We start from the raw sequence: 18,868 nt of genomic DNA, 5'->3' as shown, positions 1-18,868 counted from the left end.
CACTAAACACAGGAGAACTGAAACCGTGCATACAACCAGATTGGCAACCATTGCCCTGACCATGGGGTTGGCAAGTGGCGTTCAGGCAGCAACTGAACTCCATTTCTACAACTGGTCTGATTATATCGGCGAGACCACCCTCAGCGATTTCCAGCAGGTGACCGGGATCAAGACCGTCTATGACGTATTTGACTCCAACGAGACCCTGGAGGGGAAATTGCTGACGGGGCGTACCGGTTATGATCTGGTGGTGCCCTCCAACAACTTTCTGGCCAAACAGATCAAGGCGGGAGCGTTCCAGAAGCTGGACAAATCCCTGCTGCCCAATATGGCCAACCTGGATCCGGTGCTGCTCAGCCAGCTCGACAAGGTGGATCCGGGCCACCAATACGCCGTGCCCTATCTCTGGGGTACCAACGGCATCGGCTACAACGTCGACAAGATCAAGGCCGTGCTGGGGGTCGACAAGATCGACTCCTGGGCGGTGATTTTCGAACCGGAAAACATGGAGAAGCTCTCCCGTTGCGGCGTCGCCTTCCTCGACTCTGCCGACGAGATGATCCCTGCCGCCCTCAACTATCTGGGGCTCGACCCCAACAGCCATGAGCCGGCGGATATCAAGCGTGCCGAAGAGCAGCTGCTCAAGGTGCGCCCCTATGTCGCCTATTTCCACTCCTCCAAGTACATCGGTGATCTCGCCAACGGCGACATCTGCGTGGCGGCGGGCTTCTCCGGCGACATTTTGCAGGCCGCCGCGCGGGCCAACGAGGCCGGCAAAGGGGTGAAGATTGCCTACAGCATCCCGAAGGAGGGGGGCAATCTCTGGTTCGACATGATGGCGATCCCGGCCGATGCCACCAATGTCAAAGAGGCGCACGCCCTCATCAACTACGTCCTCCAGCCCGAGGTGATCGCCAAGGTCAGCAACTATGTGGGCTATGCGAATCCCAATGCCAAGGCGGCGGCGTTCATGGATGAGAAGGTGCGCGATGATCAATCTGTTTATCCACCTCAGCCGGTGCTGGCACGACTCTATGTCTCTCAGGAACATCCTCGTGCAATCCAGCGGCTGATGACCCGGAGTTGGAGCAAGGTCAAGTCCGGAACCTAACCTTGGTGCCCGTTCGGGGGCGCCAAATTGCTTTTATGGATCGGCCGCGAGGTCGATATCACGTTGGGGAGTTTGGTAATGGCGATAGCCTCCAGTGCCTACAAGAAAGCCCTCGAGGGCAGCCAGCAGCGTAAAGAAGTGCTGGTCAAGATTGATCGGGTAAGCAAGCAGTTCGATGAAACGCTGGCTGTCGATAACGTATCGCTCAACATCAACAAAGGGGAGATCTTCGCCCTGCTCGGTGGCTCCGGCTCCGGCAAGTCGACCCTGTTGCGGATGCTGGCCGGTTTCGAACGTCCGACCGAGGGACGGCTCTATCTCGATGGTGTCGATATCACCGACATGCCGCCCTACGAGCGTCCCATCAACATGATGTTCCAGTCCTACGCTCTGTTCCCCCATATGACGGTGGCGCAAAACATCGCCTTCGGCCTCAAGCAGGATGGCCTGCCCAAGGCGGAGATCGATGCCCGGGTGGAGGAGATGCTCAAGCTGGTACAGATGACCCAGTATGCCCGTCGTAAACCGCATCAGCTCTCCGGTGGCCAGCGCCAGCGGGTGGCACTGGCCCGTTCGCTGGCCAAGCGTCCCAAATTGCTGCTGCTCGATGAACCTATGGGGGCGCTCGACAAGAAGTTGCGCTCCAAGATGCAGTTGGAGCTGGTGGAGATCATCGAGCGGGTTGGGGTGACCTGTGTCATGGTGACCCACGATCAGGAAGAGGCGATGACCATGGCAGAGCGGATCGCCATCATGCACCTCGGCTGCATCGAGCAGATCGGCAGCCCGATGGATATCTACGAGACCCCGGCCAGCCGGCTGGTGTGCGAGTTCATCGGCAACGTCAACCTGTTCGACGGCCTGCTGGTGGAGGATGAGCAGGACCACGCCATCATCGCTTGCGCCGATCTGGAGCAGCCCATCTATGTGGGCCACGGCATCAGCTCCCGCGCCGAGAACAAGAAGGTGACCTACGCCCTGCGGCCTGAAAAACTGCTGATGAGTTTGCAAAAGCCGGAGGAGATCGAGCATCCGGACTTCAACTGGACCAAGGGTGAGGTTTATGACATCGCCTATCTGGGCGGTCACTCGGTTTATCACATCCAGCTGCCCTCGGGCAAAATCGTTCAGGCTTTCATCGCCAATGCCGAACGCCACGGCAAGCGGCCAACCTGGGATGACCAGGTGTTCCTCTACTGGGAAGATGACAGCGGCGTGGTGCTGCAATCATGAAGTTCTTGCGACGACTGAAGCGGGTCGGGGGGCGTCGGCTGGTGATCGGCATCCCCTTCTTTTGGCTGTTCCTCTTCTTCCTGCTGCCCTTCATCATCGTGTTGAAGATCAGCTTTGCCGAAGCGGATGTGGCGATCCCGCCCTACACCGACGTGGTGAGCTGGGCCGACAATCAGCTCACCATCCTGCTCAACATGGGCAACTACCTGCTGCTGCAGGAGGATGAACTCTATATTGCAGCTTATCTTGGCTCTCTCAAGATGGCGTTCATCAGCACCCTGCTCTGCCTGCTGATTGGCTATCCGATGGCTTACTCCATCGCGCGGGCCAACAAGGAGACCCAGACCGTACTGCTGCTGCTGATCATGATGCCGACCTGGACCGCTATTCTGATCCGGGTCTATGCGTGGATGGGGATCCTCAGCAACAACGGTCTGCTCAACAGCTTCTTGCTGAGCATTGGTCTCATCAACGAGCCGCTGCAGATCCTCAACACCAACCTGGCGGTCTATATCGGCATCGTTTACTCCTACCTGCCGTTCATGGTGCTGCCGCTCTACGCCAATCTGGTCAAGCATGACCAGAGCCTGCTGGAGGCCGCCTCCGACCTTGGTGCCCGCAACCTGACCCGCTTCTGGCAGATCACCGTGCCCCTTTCGAAGAACGGCATTATCGCTGGCTGCATGCTGGTGTTTATTCCGGTGGTAGGGGAGTTCGTTATCCCGGAAATGCTGGGTGGCCCGGAGACCCTGATGATCGGTAAGGTGCTGTGGCAGGAGTTCTTCAACAACCGCGACTGGCCGGTAGCGTCTGCGCTGGCGGTGGTGATGCTGGCGGTGCTGATCATCCCGATCATCCTCTTCAACCGTAACCAGGCCAAAGAGCTGGAGGGCAAGGCATGATGAGACGTTTCGGTTTTGCCAAACTGATGCTCTGGCTGGGGCTGTTGTTTATCTACCTGCCCATGGTCATCATGGTGATCTACTCCTTCAACGCCTCCAAGCTGGTGACGGTGTGGGGTGGCTGGTCGCTTAAGTGGTACTTCGGTCTGCTCGACAACAAACAGCTGATTGGGTCGGTGTTCCGTTCGCTGGAGATCGCCTTCTACACCGCGATCGCGGCGGTGGCGCTGGGGACGGTGGCGGCCTTTGTGCTGACCCGTATTCCCCACTTCCGTGGCCGTACTCTGTTCGGTGGCATGGTGACGGCACCGCTGGTGATGCCGGAGGTGATCACTGGTCTGTCGCTGCTGCTGTTGTTTGTGGCGATGGCTCAGCTGGTGGGCTGGCCCGCCGAGCGGGGCATGCTGACCATCTGGATCGCCCACACCACCTTCTGTACCGCCTACGTGGCGATCGTGGTGTCGGCGCGGTTGCGGGAGCTGGATCTCTCCATCGAGGAGGCGGCGATGGATCTTGGCGCCAAGCCGTGGAAGGTGTTCTTCCTGATCACCATTCCGATGATTGCCCCCTCGCTGGCGGCAGGCGGCATGATGTCGTTCGCTCTGTCGCTCGATGATCTGGTGCTGGCGAGCTTCGTCTCTGGCCCGGGCTCCACCACCTTGCCGATGGAGGTCTTCTCGGCGGTGCGACTCGGGGTGAAACCCGAGATCAACGCGGTGGCCAGCCTGATCCTGCTGTCGGTGTCGCTGTTTACCTTCGGTAGCTGGTATCTGATGGCCAGGGCGGAGAAGCGCCGCCGTGCCGAGATCGCCATGACCACCCAGATGCAGGCTGTCGCCTGACCTCGTGTTAAGATCCGCACTCTCTCGTCAACCCGGAGGATGAGAATGCGGATCTCCCTTTTTAGCGGTCGTGGCACCGAGCTGGTGCCCGGCCTCACCAGCGCCATTAACAAACAACCGATCTCTGCGCCAGTTCGCTGTACCTTTGCCGGTCTGGAGGGGGATGAACAGTGTGACCAGCGCCACCACGGTGGCCCGGATCGGGCGCTCCACTACTATCCGGCCGATCACTATCTCTGGTGGCAGACTTGGCAAACCGCGCTGGGTCTTCCTGTTCCCCGCACTCCCTGGCAACCCGCCGCTTTTGGCGAGAATCTCTCCGGTATCGGGCTGACCGAGGCGCAGGCCTGTATTGGCGATGTCTATCGACTCGGCGAGGCGCTTATCCAGATAAGTCAGCCGAGATCGCCCTGCTTCAAGCTCAATCAGCGTTTCGGCTATGGCCAGATGTCGCAGGTGATGCAGCTGAGTGGCCGCTGTGGCTGGTTGCTGGGGGTGCTGGAGGAGGGGATGGTGTCGCCGGAGCCGACCATGGAGCTGGTGGACAGGCCTTACCCAGAGCTGACGGTGAAGCGCACCGCCGATATCCTGTTCAATCAGGTGCGCAATGAATCGGATCTGCTGATGCTGCTGGAAAACCCTGCTCTTTCCCCCAATTGGCGCCAGCATGCGGCGGATTGGCTGGAGCACGGCACAGTCGCGGACTGGCAACGTCGTCTGCTGGGGCCCGAGTCGCAGCGCCTGCCTTGAGGCAGAGTTAGCGGAATGTCACCATCCGGCTGCATTTCGGTAAACGGGGACAAGGAGTGCTGAATAGTTGAGCGAACGGCACTTTTTTTCCCTTTTAATGCAAAAAAGGCTTGTGTCGGGTCGGGCCTTTCGGTAAATTCCCGTCCCGCAGACATCGGTGTGTAGCGCAGCTTGGTAGCGCACTTCGTTCGGGACGAAGGGGTCGGAGGTTCGAATCCTCTCACACCGACCAAATTTGAAAAGGCCGCTCAATAGAGCGGCCTTTTTGCATTTCGCTTTCCTGTTTTCTCGCTTCACTTTGCCTGCCGACCTGCCGACCTGCCGACCTGCCGACCTGCCAATTGGCCAAGTGATTTCACTTGCTGTATGCGGGGCCGAAGCAAAACCACAGATATTAAAAGGGCCACCGCTTGGTGGCCCGTTGGTGGAGTCTATTCTGACTCCGGCACTCTAGATTGTGGCAATCTCGTTATGGTTCTTGTCTATGGTGCCCTCCTTGCGCGCCAGGCGCTTGTTCAGATATGCCAGTGCTGATGCCGCAAAGCCTTTAAACTGTGTTGGGGCAGCAAGGCCGCGTGTTTGGGGTACTCACAAATAAAATGTTCGATTCCCTCCATCAGTTGTTCACGTAATGAAATCACGGGCTCATGCCAGGCTTGCAGGCATAGGTGGCCGGGGATCAACTGCTCCTGATAATCTTCCAGCAGCTGTTCTGGCCAGGGCTCAATACCGGAATTGCGTTGCAGCAAATAGTGGGCGGCGGGTTCACGGGCATAAATGAACTGAATTTGGGCCAGATCTCGTTGGCTTAGCGTTTGACTGTTGATGTGACAGGTCAAATATTTTCCCGTCTTCAGGTCCAGAAAGTGACCGCGTTGCCGGCAGGGGACGATGCGATACCAAGGCAGGGGTGAGGAGAGAGAATACCCCTCAAGCTCCTGTTCCAACCAGTGGCGACACTCGGGTGTCTGCACCTCGTCGAGCATGGACTCGAGCTGTGTCAACAAGGCTCTGGATGGTTTGATGGCCAGTTTCGCACTCATCACCTGCAATCCTCCCTCTGCACACAATCCCGACTATGAGTATGGACCTGCTTTAACCAGAGGAGGTAGGGAATCTAATGATTAAAAGTGGATTAGCAGAGTGCTTTTTATGCATTAATGGCGTTTAGCCCACCAGATAGGTGCCGGTCCCAAAGGCGATGTGGGTCCCCTCTTCGTTGTGCAGCTCCATCCGGGCCACCGCGACCTTGCTGCCAGCCCGGATGATGTGGGCGGTGGCAATAAACTCGTTGCCGCGCCCCGGTCGCAGGTAGTCCACCCGCAGATCTATGGTGCCGAGGCGGGAGAAGCGCTCCTTGAGATAACTGGGGGAGAAATCCTCCAGATCGTCGATGCAGGAGGCCGCGACTATCATGCCGCCCGCCACGTCCAGCAGACTGGCGGTGACGCCACCGTGCAGGATGTTGTGGAAAGGGTTGCCGATCAGCTTCTCCTCCATCTTGATACGCAGTTCCACTCGGTCGAAGTCGTAGTGGGTCACCTGCATGCCGATCAGCTTGTTGAAGGGCATCTTTTCGGCGAACAGGTTGGCAATGCCACTGAGCGCCATCTTCTTGAGCATCTGTTTCATTCCTTGAATCCGATCCCTGTTTGCAAAGCCGAGTAAAAGCTCCAGCCAGTCTGCAACAGTTCTTTAACAGTCGCAATGGCAGGTTTATTGTGGGCGGCGGCTGCTTTAGAATGGCGACCCCAAAGGAGGGCCCATGACCGCGATTGCCGAAACCCTGCCAGATCCTCAGCCAGAGAGTCCGCTTGCCCTGCTGCAGGCGGTCTTCGGCTATCAGCAGTTCCGGCCGGGTCAGCTCGAGATTATCGAGCAGATCGTGGCGGGGCGCGATGCGCTGGTGCTCAAACCCACCGGCGGCGGCAAGTCGCTCTGCTATCAGATCCCGGCGCTGCTGCGGCCCGGACTCGGGGTGGTGGTCTCTCCCCTCATTTCGCTGATGAAGGATCAGGTCGACAGCCTGCGCGCCAACGGCGTGGCGGCGGTCTACATCAACTCGGCCCTGAGCCGGGAGGAGATGATTCAGAACTTTGCCGCCATGCGTCGCGGCGAGATCAAGCTGGTCTATGTTTCCCCCGAGCGACTGTTGCAGCATGAGTTTATGGACCGGCTGGCGGAGCTGCCACTCGGGCTGTTCGCCATCGACGAGGCACACTGTGTCTCCCAGTGGGGCCACGATTTCCGGCCTGAGTATGCGGCGCTGGGGCGACTAAAACAGTGGTTCCCGCAGGTGCCGGTGGTGGCGTTGACCGCCACCGCCGACGAGGCGACCCGCAGCGATATGCTGCACCGGTTGGAACTGAGCGATCCCTTTATCCACACTGCCAGCTTCGATCGCCCCAATATCCGCTACAGCCTGGTGGAGAAGTTCAAGGCGGCCGAGCAGCTGTTGCGTTACGTGCAGAGCCAGAAGGGCAACTGCGGCATCGTCTACTGCTCCAGCCGCAATCGGGTGGAGGAGGTAGCCGAGCGGCTATCCCGCCACGGCTGCAAGGCGGCGCCCTATCATGCCGGGCTGCCGCTCGAGCAGCGCCAGCAGACCCAGGATGCCTTCCTCAAGGATGACGTCGAGATCGTGGTGGCGACGGTGGCGTTCGGCATGGGCATCGACAAGCCCAACGTGCGCTTCGTGGTGCACTACGACATTCCGAAGAACATCGAATCCTACTATCAGGAGACCGGTCGCGCTGGCCGTGATGGCACCCCAGCCGAGGCGTTGCTGCTCTACGATCCCGCCGATATCGGCCGGGTGCGCCGCCTGCTCGACAACATCGAGAATCCCCAGCAGTTGCAAGTGGAGCAGTACAAGCTCAACGTGATGGCGGCCTTTGCCGAGGCGCAGACCTGCCGCCGTCAGGTGCTGCTCAACTACTTCGGCGAGTACAACGACAAGCCGTGCGGCAACTGCGATATCTGTCTCGATCCGCCCAAGAGCTACGATGGCACTGAAGATGCTCAGAAGGCGCTCTCCTGCGTCTGGCGGGTGGGGCAGAGCTTCGGGGTAGGCTATGTGGTGGAGGTGCTGCGTGGCTCGCTTAACCAGCGCATCAAGGATCATGGCCACGACAAGCTCTCTACCTATGGCATCGGCAAGGATCAGAGCCACGAATACTGGATGAGCGTGATCCGCCAGTTGATCCACAAGGGGCTGCTGACCCAGAACATCACCCGCAATCTGGTGCTGCAGCTGACCGAAGCGGCCCGCCCCGTGCTGCGCGGCGAGACCAAACTTGAACTGGCGGTGCCCCGCTTGCAGCCTATCTCCAGCCGCAAGGAGAAGCGCAACGGTCTGCTCGACAATGCCAACTACGACAAGCGGCTGTTCAAGGAGCTGCGCGGCCTGCGCAAGCAGATTGCCGAGGACGAAGAGGTGCCGCCCTACGTGGTATTCAACGATGCGACCCTGGTAGAGATGGCTCAGCTGATGCCGATGACCGAAGACGAGATGCTGGCTATCAACGGCGTCGGCCACCGCAAGCTGGAACGCTTCGGCGAAGCCTTTATGGACCTTATCATCGGCTACTGCCGTCGTTAGGGTCGATTAGGTAGCCTAATCGACCACAGCAGACGCGGCTCTGGATGAGTGCGAATCAGGCGCGAGGTTATTTCAGGCTGGCGTAGAAGGCCGCCAGATTGTCGATATCCGCATCGGTCAGCGGCGCCATAAAGGGAACCATCAGGGGCTCTTTGCGGCTGCCATCCTTGAACGCTTTCAGCTGTTTCACCAGATAGGCGGCATTCTGCCCAGCCAGATGTGGGTAGTTGGGTATTAACGCCTTGCCCTCCACCCCATGACAGGCGGCACAGACGGCCGCTTTGGTCTTGCCCGCTTCGATATCGGCCGCCTTGACCTGATGAACCCAGGCCAGAGCCAGCAGGGGCAGGGCATATAGCCACTTTTGCATCTTCTTCTCCTTGAATTGAACAAATGAGGATTGCCGGTTGGCGGACAGCCTGCTGACGGCAGTATAAAGAGTGACACGAGCATACTCAGGGATGAATGGCACAACCATGAAGCTGATCAACACTTTTGCAAGCGAACTGCCCTGGGCCTGTGAACCTGTGGCGCCCCAGCCGCTGCAACAACCCCGGCTACTCCACCTCAACCGCGCTTTGCTGGCAGAGCTGGGGTTGGGAGGGGTCAGCGAGCCTGACTGGATCGCCTGCTGTGGCGAGGGAAAATTGTTGCCCGGTATGCAGCCCGTGGCGCAGGTCTATGCCGGCCATCAGTTCGGTGGCTACAGCCCCCAGCTCGGTGATGGCAGGGCGCTGCTGCTGGGTGAGCAGTTGGCGCCGGATGGCCAGCGCTGGGATCTGCACCTGAAGGGGGCGGGTAAAACCCCCTTCTCCCGTTTTGGTGACGGCCGCGCCGTATTACGCTCGAGCATTCGCGAATATCTCGCCTCCGAAGCGCTCCATGCCCTCGGCATTCCTACCACCCGGGCGCTGGTGCTGGTGGGCAGCCAGGAGCCCGTTTACCGCGAACAGGTGGAGACCGGCGCGACTGTGCTGCGCACCGCCCCCAGCCATCTGCGCTTCGGTCATATCGAGTATTTCGCCTGGAGCGGGCAGGGGGAGAAGATCCCGCTGCTTATCGATTATCTGCTGCGCCACCACTTCCCCGAGCTGGAGAATGGCGCCGAACTGTTTGCCGAGGTAGTACGTCGCACCGCGCGACTGATTGCCAAATGGCAGGCGGCGGGCTTCTGTCACGGGGTGATGAACACCGACAACATGTCGCTGCTCGGCCTGACGCTGGATTACGGCCCCTATGGTTTCATCGATGCCTACGTGCCGGACTTTGTCTGCAACCACTCGGATCCGGGTGGTCGCTATGCGCTGGATCAGCAGCCGGCGGTCGGTTACTGGAATCTGCAAAAGCTGGCGCAGGCGCTGGCGGGGCATGTCGACGGTGATGCGCTGGCAGCGGCGTTGGCCCAGTACGAGCAGCAGCTGATGCTGCACTACTCCGAACTGATGCGGGCCAAGCTCGGGCTGGCGGTGTGGGAGGAGGATGACCCGGCGCTGTTCCGCGAGCTGTTCCGGTTGCTGGCGGCTAACAAAGTAGATTACCACCTGTTCCTGCGCCGTCTCGGTGAGGCGACGGGAGAGGGGGCATGGCCGGTATCCTTGCTGGTGTTATTACCCGAACCTGCTGCGTGGCAGGGGTGGTTGACGCGTTACCGGGAGCGGCTGGTTCGGGAAGGGAGTAAAGATGGTGCGCGCAAGGCGCGGATGGATGCTATCAATCCCAAGTATGTGCTGCGCAATGTGCTGGCCCAGCAGGTGATCGAGGCTGCCGAGGTGGGCGATATGCAGCCGTTCGAGCGCTTGTTTGCCGTTTTGCAGCGCCCCTATGATGAGCAACCCGAATATGAGGATCTCGCTACCCCGCACCCGGCATGGTATTGCGGTGGCGAGCTCTCCTGCAGCAGCTGAGAGATTTGGAATGAGATGGCAGATCAAGCAGATAGATAGCGATGCCGGAGTTGTAATGCTGGCGTGCCCCGCTCTCGACTGGGACACTTTTCCTGCCTTGGCCGGGGCGCTGCTGCAGGCGTGGGAGCTGCATCCACTGGGGCGGGATGTCGGTGCCGATCGCCATAGCTGGTTGCTGGAGTTCGAGGGGAGCCAGTTCAGACTGGAGTTTGAGCACTACAGCGGCTGCTGGTTGGAGGCGGTGCGTCCTGAAGATCGGGAGGCGCTGTTCTGGCTTGCCAGACAGCATAAAGATTGAACTATCGCGTGCGGGGCGTATAATCCCGCGCTTCGCTTATCGCCAATGGTGGCGATATGGGTTCCCTAACCCCATTAACCAAAAAGGTCACAAGATGAATCTGACCCCTGAGCAGTACCAAACGGCGCTCGTTCGCCTGTCGTTGTTCCATATCCTCGTTATTGCCAGCAGCAACTATCTGGTTCAGCTGCCCATCACCGTCTTCGGTTTTCACACCACCTGGGGTGCGTTCAGCTTCCCGTTTATCTTTCTGGCGACCGACCTGACGGTGCGGATCTTCGGTGCCGGTCTGGCGCGCAAGATTATCCAGACCGTGATGCTGCCAGCTTTGGCCATCTCCTATGCGCTCTCCGTACTCTTCTTTGAAGGGAGCTTTCAGGGAGTGGGCCATCTTGCCGAGTTTAACCTCTTTGTGGCGCGTATCGCGCTGGCCAGCTTTATGGCCTATCTGGTGGGCCAATTCATGGATGTGGTGGTATTCAACCGCCTGCGTCTGCTCAAGCACTGGTGGATTGCGCCAGCTGCTTCCACCCTGTTTGGCAACATGGTCGATACCATCGCCTTCTTCAGCGTGGCCTTCTGGCGCACGACAGACCCCTTCATGGCAGAGCACTGGGTCGAGATCGCGACCGTGGACTATGTGTTCAAGCTGCTGATTAGCCTTGGTTTGTTCGTGCCGCTCTATGGCGTGCTGCTGCGCTATCTCAGTCGCAAGCTGGTTGGAGAGGAAGGATTGCCCGGGTTGCAATCCGCGGCCCGACAAGCCTGATGCAATTGGCCACCCTTCAGCGGTGGCCAATTTTTTTGCCTGATTGGCAAATAAAGCTTGCTCAAATAAATGAGAATGATTATCGTTAACTTGTTTTCCGGGAAAGGCCTCATCCGTTCCAACGTGATGGACTTCTTGTGAAGGCACGACATTGCTCACATTGCTTCCAGTTAAGGGCCAGTTTATCTGGCCCTCTTTTTTTGTCCCGGTTTCGGCAAATTGCGGGCATAAAAAACGGGAGCAGTTGCTCCCGTCATCATGCTGTTGGCTTACTCGATGTCGAGTGCCTCGGGGGAGAGGATCACCCCTGTGGTATCGGCGTAGAGATGGTCATCAGGCAGGAAGGTGACTCCGCCAAAATTGACCGGCAGATCCGTTTCCCCCACATCCTTGCTGTCGGCGCCGACCGGAATGGCCGCCAGCGCCTGAATGCCGATGTCGAGATCTTCGAGGATATCGACTTCGCGGACGCAGCCGTAGCAGACAATCCCTTCCCACTCGTTTTCAGCGGCAGTGGTGGCTATCTCGCTGTCGATCAGGGCACGGCGCATGGAGCCACCGCCATCGATCAGCAGCACCCGGCCAACGCCGTTCTCTTTGACGAGCTCACGGATGAGACCGTTCGATTCGAAGCACTTGACGGTGGTGATGACGCCGCCGAAAGAGGCACGGCCGCCGAAGGAGCAAAGCATGGGTTCGAGCACATCCACCATGTCCTGATAGATGTCGCACAGTTCTGAAGTGTTGTATTCCATAGTGTCAAATCCACGGCTGGAAACAGGTTGATCCAGTATAAGGAGTGAGACCGGCATTTCAATGAATATTCCTTGAACAGCCACAGGGATAACGTTTTCCGCATAAGCTCAATGCAGTTCATCCGTACTGGTGAGAGGTGCATCGTGCTGATCCGTCATAAGTTGATTCTGAATACCGTACTGGTTGCCATTGCCATGATGGTACTGAGCGGCCTCTTTATCTATTCGAGCCAGGTCACCCGCAGCCTGACACAAGCCCAGCGGAATGTGGACGGGCTGGAGATCGCCATGCTGAATCTGCGGCGGGCCGAGAAGGATTTCCTGCTGCGCAAGGATCTGAGCTTCGTTAACCATTTCAATGAGGTCATGACGCAGTTCCACCAGTTGGACGAGACCCTGGGCCGTGACGACAACCTGGCTGCAGTGCATGCCGACCTGGCCAGGCTGGATCAGCAGATGGCGGCTTACGGCAAGGCGTTTCTGGAGCTGGTTGCCCAGCAGCAGAAGATTGGTCTGGGGCCTGAGGATGGGCTCTATGGCAAGCTGCGGACTGCCGTGCATGAAGTGGAAGATGGCCTCAAAAAGCTGGATCAGCAGGGGTTGCTCATCACCATGCTGCAGCTGAGACGGGCGGAGAAAGACTTCATGCTGCGATCCGATGTCCAGTATCTCGACCGTTTCCAGACTCTGCACAAGAGTTTTCAGCAGAGTCTGGCCGCCTTGCCGGAGGCCGACCGCGGCAAGCTGGAGCAGGCGAGTGAACAGTACCGGCAGGACTTTGTCGCGTTGGTGCAGGGGATGCAGGTGCTGGGGCTGAATGAGGATGAAGGGCTGCGCAACCAGATGCGGGGTCTGGTTCATCAGACTGAGCAGGTGTTCTCTGCCGTCGACCAGCATATTGCCGGTGAGCTGGATCAGCAGACTGCTCGCCTCAATACCCTGATGTTGATGTGTGGCGGGGTGATCATCGTACTGATAGGTATCATGAGCGTGCTGCTGGGTCGTAGCATCGATCGTCCCATTAGCCGAGTAAATGATACCGTCAATCGCATTCGCCAGGATAATGACCTGCGCCTCAAGATCGAGCTGCAGGGAGCCGATGAAATGGCTCAACTGGCGGGTAACCTCGATGTGATGCTGGGCGGCTTCCGTAACCTGATCGGCGATGTGAAGCAGAGCGTGCATACCCTGACGGAGGCGGCAGATCACCTCTCGGACAACGTTAAACGTACCAGCGAGGGGGCGGCTCGTCAGCTGCAGGAGACCGACATGGTGGCCACCGCCTCCACCGAGATGGGGTCCACCATAGAGGAGATCGCCCGCAACACTGAGCAGGCCGCCAACAATGCCCAGGCGACCAACAACAAGGCGATGGAGGGGCGCAGTGCGGTGGAGAACACCGTCGACCAGATCCGTCTGCTGGCTGACAATCTCGAGCACTCATCCCGCGAGGTTGGTCAGCTGCAAAGGGAGAGCGAGACCATCGGCTCGGTGCTGGACGTGATCCGCGGTATTGCCGAGCAGACCAACCTGTTGGCCCTCAACGCGGCGATCGAGGCGGCGCGGGCAGGGGATCAGGGACGCGGTTTTGCGGTGGTGGCGGACGAGGTGCGCAGCCTTGCCATCCGCACCCAGAAATCGACTCAGGAGATTGCCGGCATCATCAGCTCGCTGCAGAAGCAGACCGGCAGCATTGTCGAGGTGATGGCGACCTGTCGCGAGCAGGGGAGTCGCAGTTCGGATCAGGCCAATGTGGCGGGGGCGCTGCTGGAGCAGATCACCCAGGATGTTACCCACATCATGGATATGAGCACCCAGATTGCGGCAGCGATCGAGGAGCAGAGCCTGGTCGCCAACGAGGTGAACCGCAACGTCAACAACATCCGCGACATTGCGCAGGAGTCGAGCGCCATGGCGGCGGAGAATGCCAGATCCAGTCAGGGGCTGAACGAGCAGGCCAAGCTGCTGAATCAGGCGGTTGCGAAATATCGGGTTTAGTGATCGGGCGGGCATCCTTGCGAGGTTTTTTCACCAGAGTGGCAATGATTTGATCGTAATGGCTGTTATTGAGCTGCTTCGCTCATATAATCGCCGCCACTATGATGATTCGGAAGGATTCGATGACAAAGTTGCTGGTGGCCGTATTCGGGCTATTTTGCTCCTGTCTGGTATCGGCAGGCGTATCATCCCGGGCCACTGTTTCCGGCATGGAGCCGCTGCTCAGCTGGTTCAGCGGTGATTTTTCGAGCCAGGAGCAGGCGCGATACGACGACCGCTTCACCAGTGCTGAACTGCGTCTGGTGGAGATCTGGCGTGGCTATCAGGGTTATCGCTGGGTGTATGCCGAGCAGTACCTGACCCTGCGGGCCGTTCGCCCCTTCCGCCAGCGCATCTACCGTTTCTCCCCCAGTCCTGACGGACTCATTCTGATGGCCGAGCTGACCATGCCGCGGGCCACCGACTTTGCCGGCGCCTGGCACAATCCGGAATTGCTCGATAGTCTCACCCCCCAACAACTATCGCTACGCCGTGGCTGCGAGATCTGGTTGAGCCGCACGCCATCCGGTGAATATGCCGGTCATACCCGGGTTGGCCACTGCGCTACCGATTTCGGTGGTGCTAGCACGCTGGTGCAGCATGTCTGGATTGGCCCCAATAGCGTCAGACTTCTGGATCGGGCTTATGATCTGGCGGGCAAGGCGCGCTGGGGTAGTCCGGGAGAGGGATATGTCTATCTACGCAGGGTGCGCGAGCGCGGGCACTGAGCGTGACGGGCGGAAAACGTGAATTATGGGAAGACCATAGAAACAAAAAAGGCGCCCGATGGGCGCCTTTTTCAGAATTCTTCAGAAGTAAAATTACTTCTTGGTGGTCATCGCACCGAAACGCTTGTTGAACTTGTCTACGCGGCCGCCGCTAGAAACTTCTTTCTGCTTGCCGGTGTAGAACGGGTGGCACTCGGAGCACACGTCCAGGTTCAGATCTTTACCGATGGTAGAGAAAGTGTTGATGACGTTACCGCAAGAGCACTTGGCGGTGATGGCTACGTAGTCAGGATGGATACCAGCTTTCATGGACAACCTCAAAGTAATAGGCCGTGTCGCCATCCGATCTCTTGTCGGACACCACACGATTGTTGAACACAGTTTCAAAGGCTGCGAATAATATAGGAAATGCCTGAGATCAGGCAAGTGGCTTCGCAGAAAAAATAGGCAACCTCTGGTGAATTCTTCCCAAACGCTGGATCTGGTTCGTGTGGCTGTACCGGTGCCGCTACGCCGTCATTTCGACTACCTCTCCCCCCTGCCGTTACCTGCTCCCGGTTGTCGGGTCGAGATCCCTTTCGGCCCGCAGACATTGGTCGGGCTGGTGGTGGATCACCCAGCCGACAGCCAGGTGCCGCGCAACAAGCTCAAACCCATCAAGCGGGTGCTGGATAGCGCCCCCGTGCTGGGGCCTGACATTCTCGCGCTGATGAACTGGAGCGCCAGTTACTACCAGCATCCTCTAGGGGAGGTGCTGCCGCACGCCCTGCCGGTGCTGGTGCGCAAGGGGGAACCCGCCGCCTATCGCGAGCTGGAGTTCTGGTTCGCCACCGAGGCCGGTATGGCCATCGATCTCAACGAACTCAAGCGGGCGGCCAAGCAGCAGCAGGCGCTCGCCCTGCTGCGCAAGGGGCCGCAGACGCCATCAGCCCTCAAGCAGGAGGAGATCCAGAGCGCAGCCCTCACTGCGCTGGAGAAGAAGGGGCTGCTGGAGAAGCGTTCGCTGGAGCCGAGCCACGATGGCGATTGGGCTACCCGTTTTGAACCGGGGGAGGGGCTGCGCCTCAACGGCGAGCAGGCGCTGGCCGTCTCTGCCGTCACCAGCCAGAGCGACAAGTTCGGTGCCTTCCTGCTGGATGGCATCACCGGTTCCGGCAAGACCGAGGTTTACCTGAGCATCCTCGAGCCGTTGCTCAAGGCGGGCAAGCAGGCGCTGGTGATGGTGCCGGAGATCGGCCTCACCCCGCAGACCATCAACCGTTTCCGCCGCCGCTTCAACGTGCCGGTGGTGGCGATGAACTCCGCCATGAACGATCGGGAACGGCTCGATGCCTGGCTCGCCTGCCGTGACGGCGGCGCCGCCATCCTGATCGGTACCCGCTCCGCGGTGTTCACCCCGTTTCACAACCTCGGCATCATCATCATCGACGAGGAGCACGACGGCTCCTTCAAGCAGCAGGACGGTTTTCGCTACCACGCGCGGGATCTGGCGGTGATGCGGGCCCATCGTGCCGGTATTCCCATTTTGCTTGGCTCGGCCACCCCGTCGCTGGAGACGCTGCACAACGCCCGCACCGGCAAGTATCACCACCTCACCTTGACTCGCCGCGCCGGTAACGCCCAGACCGCACGTCAGGTGATCCTGGACATCAAGAACGTGCGGCTGCAGGCCGGACTCTCTCCCCAGCTGGAGCAGTTGATGGCGGAGCATCTGGCGGTCGGCAATCAGGTGATGCTGTTTCTCAACCGCCGTGGCTATGCCCCGGCCCTGATCTGTCACCAGTGCGGCTGGAGCGCCGCCTGTGAGCGCTGCGATGCCTGGTACACCTGGCATCAGGCCGGGCGACGGCTGCACTGCCACCACTGCGACAGCGTGCGTCCACTGCCCCACCACTGCCCGGAGTGTGGCAGCAACGAGCTGATCGGCTCGGGGGTGGGCACCGAACAGCTGGAGCAGTTGCTCGGCACCGTTTTCCCGCAATATCCGGTGGTGCGCATCGATCGGGACAACACCCGCCGCAAGGGGGAGCTGGAGACCCACCTCGGCGACATCAAGGCGGGCAAGTACAAGATCCTGATCGGTACCCAGATGCTGGCCAAGGGCCACCACTTTCCTGATGTGACGTTAGTGGGGCTGCTGGATGTGGATGGCGCTCTGTTCAGCGCTGATTTTCGCGCCGCAGAGAAGCTGGCCCAGCTCTACACCCAGGTGGCGGGCCGTGCCGGTCGCGCCAGCAAGCCCGGGTTGGTGGTGCTGCAGAGCCACCATCCCGAACACGCTCTGCTGCAGGATCTGACCCAGAACGGCTATGGCCATTTCGCCGATACGGCGCTGAAAGAGCGTCGCCTGCTGGGGCTGCCGCCCTTCAGCTATCAGGGGCTGTTTCGGGCCGAGGCCAACGGTCGTGACGAGGTGCAGCTGTTCCTCACCCGCCTCGCCGATACCCTGCGCAGCGCCTGCTATCCCCATGTTCAGGTGCTTGGGCCCATCAGCGGCTTTATGGAGCGCAAGGCGGGCAAGTTCCGGATGCAGTTGCTGGTGCAGGGGCCGAATCGGGCACCGCTGGCCCAGCTGCTGGATTGGGCGGTGAAGGAGCTGGAGGGCTGGCCCGAGACCAAGCGGGTGCGCTGGAGCCTCGACATAGACCCCACCGAGCTGAACTGAGTCAGGTTCTGGTCGCTGATGGTGAAGCGGTCGCTGGCGTGCGTCGTCAGCGACCTGGCTTGCCATGCGGGTGCAGGGTTCAGACCCGCAGGTCGACCTGCTGCACCCAGCCGCCCTTGCCCTGCTCGGTCACATAGAGGCCGGACTGGCGCAGCACCCCCTGATTGCCGCTCTCCCCCAGATGGTTGAAGGGGGTGTCGAGGGGATGCAGCAGGATGGCGCCGACTCCCAGCTCCACCAGAGCGATGGGGGACTGCTCCGGCTGCCAGAACTGCAGCGCCGAGAACTGGCTGTCCCGCTCGTCCAGCACCCCGTTACCATCCTCATCCAACGTCGTCAGCTCGCCAAAACCGTTGCTGGAGCGGGCCCCGAACAGCTCGCCACCGTCATCTATGGTGCCGTTGCCGTTACGATCCAGCGCCACAAAGCCGCTCCCTTCGCGCAGGCCCGGCAGGCTGTCCTCTTTGCCATCCTGATCGATGTCGAACCTGACCCGGGCGTCGGTCAGGCCGGCGATCTTGCCATCCAGACTGAGCACCAGCGGATCCTTGAGGGCATTGAGGGTAGTGCGGCGCTGGCTGATATCGAGCTGGCGCCAGTCGAGGACAAAGCCGAGATCGAGTTGCAGGCTCTGGCCATCCTGAGTCTCTATACTGGCCGAGGCGACCACGTTGAGCTGCTCTTTTTGCAGCAGGCTGTCGGTTACTTCCACCAGTTGATCCGGCTCGGCGGCCTGAGCGGCGGCGTCTCCTTGCATTACCCCTTCGCCCCCCTCTTCGGCGGCTTTGATCGGCTTGGGTAGCTCGATTTCGTGGCCCAGCATCGCCTCGATCATCAGCTTGATCAGCCGCTGACGGTTATCCAGCCCATCGTCGGGAATGCCATCCTGCTCTTTGCCGGTTTCCGCTACGGGCGGGGTGGGGGGCGTTGCCGCTTGTTGGCTTGCGGCCGATTGCCTCGCGGTTTGCAGCGTCAGGGCGCTGGCGAGGGTCAGGGTGCTGCTGCGTTCGCCAGCCGCTGCCGTTCTGTTGCCTTCCGGTGGATTGACGGCGGGTGGCACAGGTCCGAGGTTGCGCACCTTGCGGGCCTGCGCCTGTTGCTGCCGGTATTGCACCTCCCCCTGGAGGTCGTAGTGATCGATGCGCATATCTTCGCCCTCGGCGCTATACATCTGGTCAGTTATCGACCAGTCAATGAACCGGGATTAACACCAAATCGGACTAACAGGCAGAATTGTTAGTTCCATGTTGCAAAGTGACGGCGAGGCTGGATG

18 protein-coding genes and 1 tRNA gene are annotated in these 18,868 nt (G+C 59.7%); 13 read left to right on the top strand and 6 right to left on the bottom strand.

What is annotated here, in order from left to right; translation table 11 throughout:
- Window positions 1–25 precede the first annotated feature (25 nt).
- From AACS24_RS16505 to AACS24_RS16480, 6 genes are all read left to right on the top strand, one after another.
- Window positions 26–1,111 (top strand): polyamine ABC transporter substrate-binding protein, encoded by a 1,086-nt coding sequence (locus AACS24_RS16505; protein WP_108571358.1) that lies wholly within the window; start codon window positions 26–28, stop codon window positions 1,109–1,111.
- 78 nt (window positions 1,112–1,189) lie between these two features.
- Entirely contained in the window at window positions 1,190–2,344 is a 1,155-nt protein-coding gene (potA, locus tag AACS24_RS16500; RefSeq protein WP_033115630.1) for a polyamine ABC transporter ATP-binding protein, read from the top strand.
- The gene (locus AACS24_RS16495; protein WP_033115629.1) at window positions 2,341–3,246 is read left to right on the top strand and encodes an ABC transporter permease subunit; all 906 of its coding nucleotides are present in this window, start codon (window positions 2,341–2,343) and stop codon (window positions 3,244–3,246) included. Before potA ends, AACS24_RS16495 begins: the two co-directional genes overlap by 4 nt.
- Window positions 3,243–4,088 (top strand): ABC transporter permease subunit, encoded by an 846-nt coding sequence (locus AACS24_RS16490; RefSeq protein ID WP_375124223.1) that lies wholly within the window; start codon window positions 3,243–3,245, stop codon window positions 4,086–4,088. The genes AACS24_RS16495 and AACS24_RS16490 overlap by 4 nt, the downstream gene beginning before the upstream one ends.
- A 45-nt stretch (window positions 4,089–4,133) precedes the next feature.
- A complete protein-coding gene (locus tag AACS24_RS16485) occupies window positions 4,134–4,838 on the top strand; it encodes an MOSC domain-containing protein (protein ID WP_108571357.1) in 705 nt (234 codons plus the stop codon).
- Between the two features lie 155 nt (window positions 4,839–4,993).
- Window positions 4,994–5,070: transfer RNA gene (locus AACS24_RS16480), tRNA-Pro, on the top strand.
- A 283-nt stretch (window positions 5,071–5,353) separates the two neighbouring features.
- Here AACS24_RS16480 and AACS24_RS16475 read toward each other — a convergent pair.
- Together AACS24_RS16475 and AACS24_RS16470 are read right to left on the bottom strand one after the other, a co-directional pair.
- Window positions 5,354–5,881, bottom strand: a complete 528-nt coding sequence (locus tag AACS24_RS16475; RefSeq protein ID WP_033115627.1) for an AbiTii domain-containing protein — start codon at window positions 5,879–5,881, stop codon at window positions 5,354–5,356.
- A 124-nt stretch (window positions 5,882–6,005) separates the two neighbouring features.
- Window positions 6,006–6,470: a thioesterase family protein gene (locus AACS24_RS16470; protein WP_041209740.1), complete on the bottom strand. Its 465-nt coding sequence runs from the start codon at window positions 6,468–6,470 to the stop codon at window positions 6,006–6,008.
- Window positions 6,471–6,603: 133 nt separating this feature from the next.
- Here AACS24_RS16470 and recQ point away from each other — a divergent pair, with 133 nt between their 5' ends.
- A complete protein-coding gene (gene recQ, locus AACS24_RS16465) occupies window positions 6,604–8,439 on the top strand; it encodes an ATP-dependent DNA helicase RecQ (protein WP_108571355.1) in 1,836 nt (611 codons plus the stop codon).
- A gap of 67 nt (window positions 8,440–8,506) precedes the next feature.
- On the opposite strand, the gene AACS24_RS16460 is transcribed toward recQ, so the two are convergent.
- Entirely contained in the window at window positions 8,507–8,809 is a 303-nt protein-coding gene (locus tag AACS24_RS16460; RefSeq protein ID WP_108571354.1) for a c-type cytochrome, read from the bottom strand.
- A gap of 106 nt (window positions 8,810–8,915) precedes the next feature.
- Here AACS24_RS16460 and AACS24_RS16455 point away from each other — a divergent pair, with 106 nt between their 5' ends.
- The 3 genes from AACS24_RS16455 to AACS24_RS16445 all read left to right on the top strand — a co-directional run bounded on the left by AACS24_RS16455 (window position 8,916) and on the right by AACS24_RS16445 (window position 11,410).
- The gene (locus AACS24_RS16455; protein WP_108571382.1) at window positions 8,916–10,343 is read left to right on the top strand and encodes a protein adenylyltransferase SelO; all 1,428 of its coding nucleotides are present in this window, start codon (window positions 8,916–8,918) and stop codon (window positions 10,341–10,343) included.
- 10 nt (window positions 10,344–10,353) lie between these two features.
- Complete coding sequence (locus AACS24_RS16450) at window positions 10,354–10,641, top strand: DUF3630 family protein (RefSeq protein ID WP_108571353.1); 288 nt, start codon at window positions 10,354–10,356, stop codon at window positions 10,639–10,641.
- A gap of 94 nt (window positions 10,642–10,735) precedes the next feature.
- Window positions 10,736–11,410 (top strand): 7-cyano-7-deazaguanine/7-aminomethyl-7-deazaguanine transporter, encoded by a 675-nt coding sequence (locus AACS24_RS16445; RefSeq protein ID WP_108571352.1) that lies wholly within the window; start codon window positions 10,736–10,738, stop codon window positions 11,408–11,410.
- 269 nt (window positions 11,411–11,679) lie between these two features.
- On the opposite strand, the gene rraA is transcribed toward AACS24_RS16445, so the two are convergent.
- Window positions 11,680–12,165 carry a ribonuclease E activity regulator RraA gene (gene rraA, locus AACS24_RS16440; protein ID WP_021138460.1) on the bottom strand — a complete coding sequence of 162 codons (486 nt, stop codon included), beginning with the start codon at window positions 12,163–12,165 and terminating at the stop codon, window positions 11,680–11,682.
- A gap of 144 nt (window positions 12,166–12,309) precedes the next feature.
- Between rraA and AACS24_RS16435 the strand changes: the two genes are divergently transcribed.
- Both AACS24_RS16435 and AACS24_RS16430 read left to right on the top strand, forming a co-directional pair.
- Complete coding sequence (locus tag AACS24_RS16435) at window positions 12,310–14,163, top strand: methyl-accepting chemotaxis protein (RefSeq protein ID WP_108571381.1); 1,854 nt, start codon at window positions 12,310–12,312, stop codon at window positions 14,161–14,163.
- A gap of 122 nt (window positions 14,164–14,285) precedes the next feature.
- Window positions 14,286–14,930 (top strand): chromophore lyase CpcT/CpeT, encoded by a 645-nt coding sequence (locus tag AACS24_RS16430; protein ID WP_108571351.1) that lies wholly within the window; start codon window positions 14,286–14,288, stop codon window positions 14,928–14,930.
- A 93-nt stretch (window positions 14,931–15,023) separates the two neighbouring features.
- Here AACS24_RS16430 and rpmE read toward each other — a convergent pair whose 3' ends face one another.
- The gene (gene rpmE, locus AACS24_RS16425) at window positions 15,024–15,239 is read right to left on the bottom strand and encodes a 50S ribosomal protein L31 (protein WP_005340673.1); all 216 of its coding nucleotides are present in this window, start codon (window positions 15,237–15,239) and stop codon (window positions 15,024–15,026) included.
- A gap of 148 nt (window positions 15,240–15,387) precedes the next feature.
- On the opposite strand from rpmE, the gene priA reads away from it, so the two are divergent.
- Complete coding sequence (priA, locus tag AACS24_RS16420; protein ID WP_108571350.1) at window positions 15,388–17,595, top strand: primosomal protein N'; 2,208 nt, start codon at window positions 15,388–15,390, stop codon at window positions 17,593–17,595.
- A gap of 79 nt (window positions 17,596–17,674) precedes the next feature.
- On the opposite strand, the gene AACS24_RS16415 is transcribed toward priA, so the two are convergent.
- Window positions 17,675–18,766, bottom strand: coding sequence for a hypothetical protein (locus AACS24_RS16415; protein ID WP_181364212.1), 1,092 nt, complete (start codon window positions 18,764–18,766; stop codon window positions 17,675–17,677).
- Window positions 18,767–18,868: the final 102 nt, after the last annotated feature.

Source organism: Aeromonas sp. HMWF016 (genome assembly GCF_963878195.1).
GTDB lineage: Bacteria > Pseudomonadota > Gammaproteobacteria > Enterobacterales > Aeromonadaceae > Aeromonas > Aeromonas lacus.
The sequence above is the reverse complement of the archived record's forward strand: the minus strand, read 5'-3'. Positions and strand labels throughout refer to the sequence as shown.

Bases quoted from the DNA above. Each gene is read 5' to 3' on its own strand.
- AACS24_RS16475 (WP_033115627.1), bottom strand. From the start codon at position 5,881: ATGAGTGCGAAACTGGCCATCAAACCATCCAGAGCCTTGTTGACACAG.
- AACS24_RS16450 (WP_108571353.1), top strand. From the start codon at position 10,354: ATGAGATGGCAGATCAAGCAGATAGATAGCGATGCCGGAGTTGTAATG.
- AACS24_RS16430 (WP_108571351.1), top strand. From the start codon at position 14,286: ATGACAAAGTTGCTGGTGGCCGTATTCGGGCTATTTTGCTCCTGTCTG.
- AACS24_RS16470 (WP_041209740.1), bottom strand. From the start codon at position 6,470: ATGAAACAGATGCTCAAGAAGATGGCGCTCAGTGGCATTGCCAACCTG.
- AACS24_RS16415 (WP_181364212.1), bottom strand. From the start codon at position 18,766: ATGTATAGCGCCGAGGGCGAAGATATGCGCATCGATCACTACGACCTC.
- recQ (WP_108571355.1), top strand. From the start codon at position 6,604: ATGACCGCGATTGCCGAAACCCTGCCAGATCCTCAGCCAGAGAGTCCG.
- AACS24_RS16460 (WP_108571354.1), bottom strand. From the start codon at position 8,809: ATGCAAAAGTGGCTATATGCCCTGCCCCTGCTGGCTCTGGCCTGGGTT.
- AACS24_RS16445 (WP_108571352.1), top strand. From the start codon at position 10,736: ATGAATCTGACCCCTGAGCAGTACCAAACGGCGCTCGTTCGCCTGTCG.
- AACS24_RS16490 (WP_375124223.1), top strand. From the start codon at position 3,243: ATGATGAGACGTTTCGGTTTTGCCAAACTGATGCTCTGGCTGGGGCTG.
- rraA (WP_021138460.1), bottom strand. From the start codon at position 12,165: ATGGAATACAACACTTCAGAACTGTGCGACATCTATCAGGACATGGTG.
- AACS24_RS16455 (WP_108571382.1), top strand. From the start codon at position 8,916: ATGAAGCTGATCAACACTTTTGCAAGCGAACTGCCCTGGGCCTGTGAA.
- AACS24_RS16485 (WP_108571357.1), top strand. From the start codon at position 4,134: ATGCGGATCTCCCTTTTTAGCGGTCGTGGCACCGAGCTGGTGCCCGGC.
- rpmE (WP_005340673.1), bottom strand. From the start codon at position 15,239: ATGAAAGCTGGTATCCATCCTGACTACGTAGCCATCACCGCCAAGTGC.
- AACS24_RS16495 (WP_033115629.1), top strand. From the start codon at position 2,341: ATGAAGTTCTTGCGACGACTGAAGCGGGTCGGGGGGCGTCGGCTGGTG.
- potA (WP_033115630.1), top strand. From the start codon at position 1,190: ATGGCGATAGCCTCCAGTGCCTACAAGAAAGCCCTCGAGGGCAGCCAG.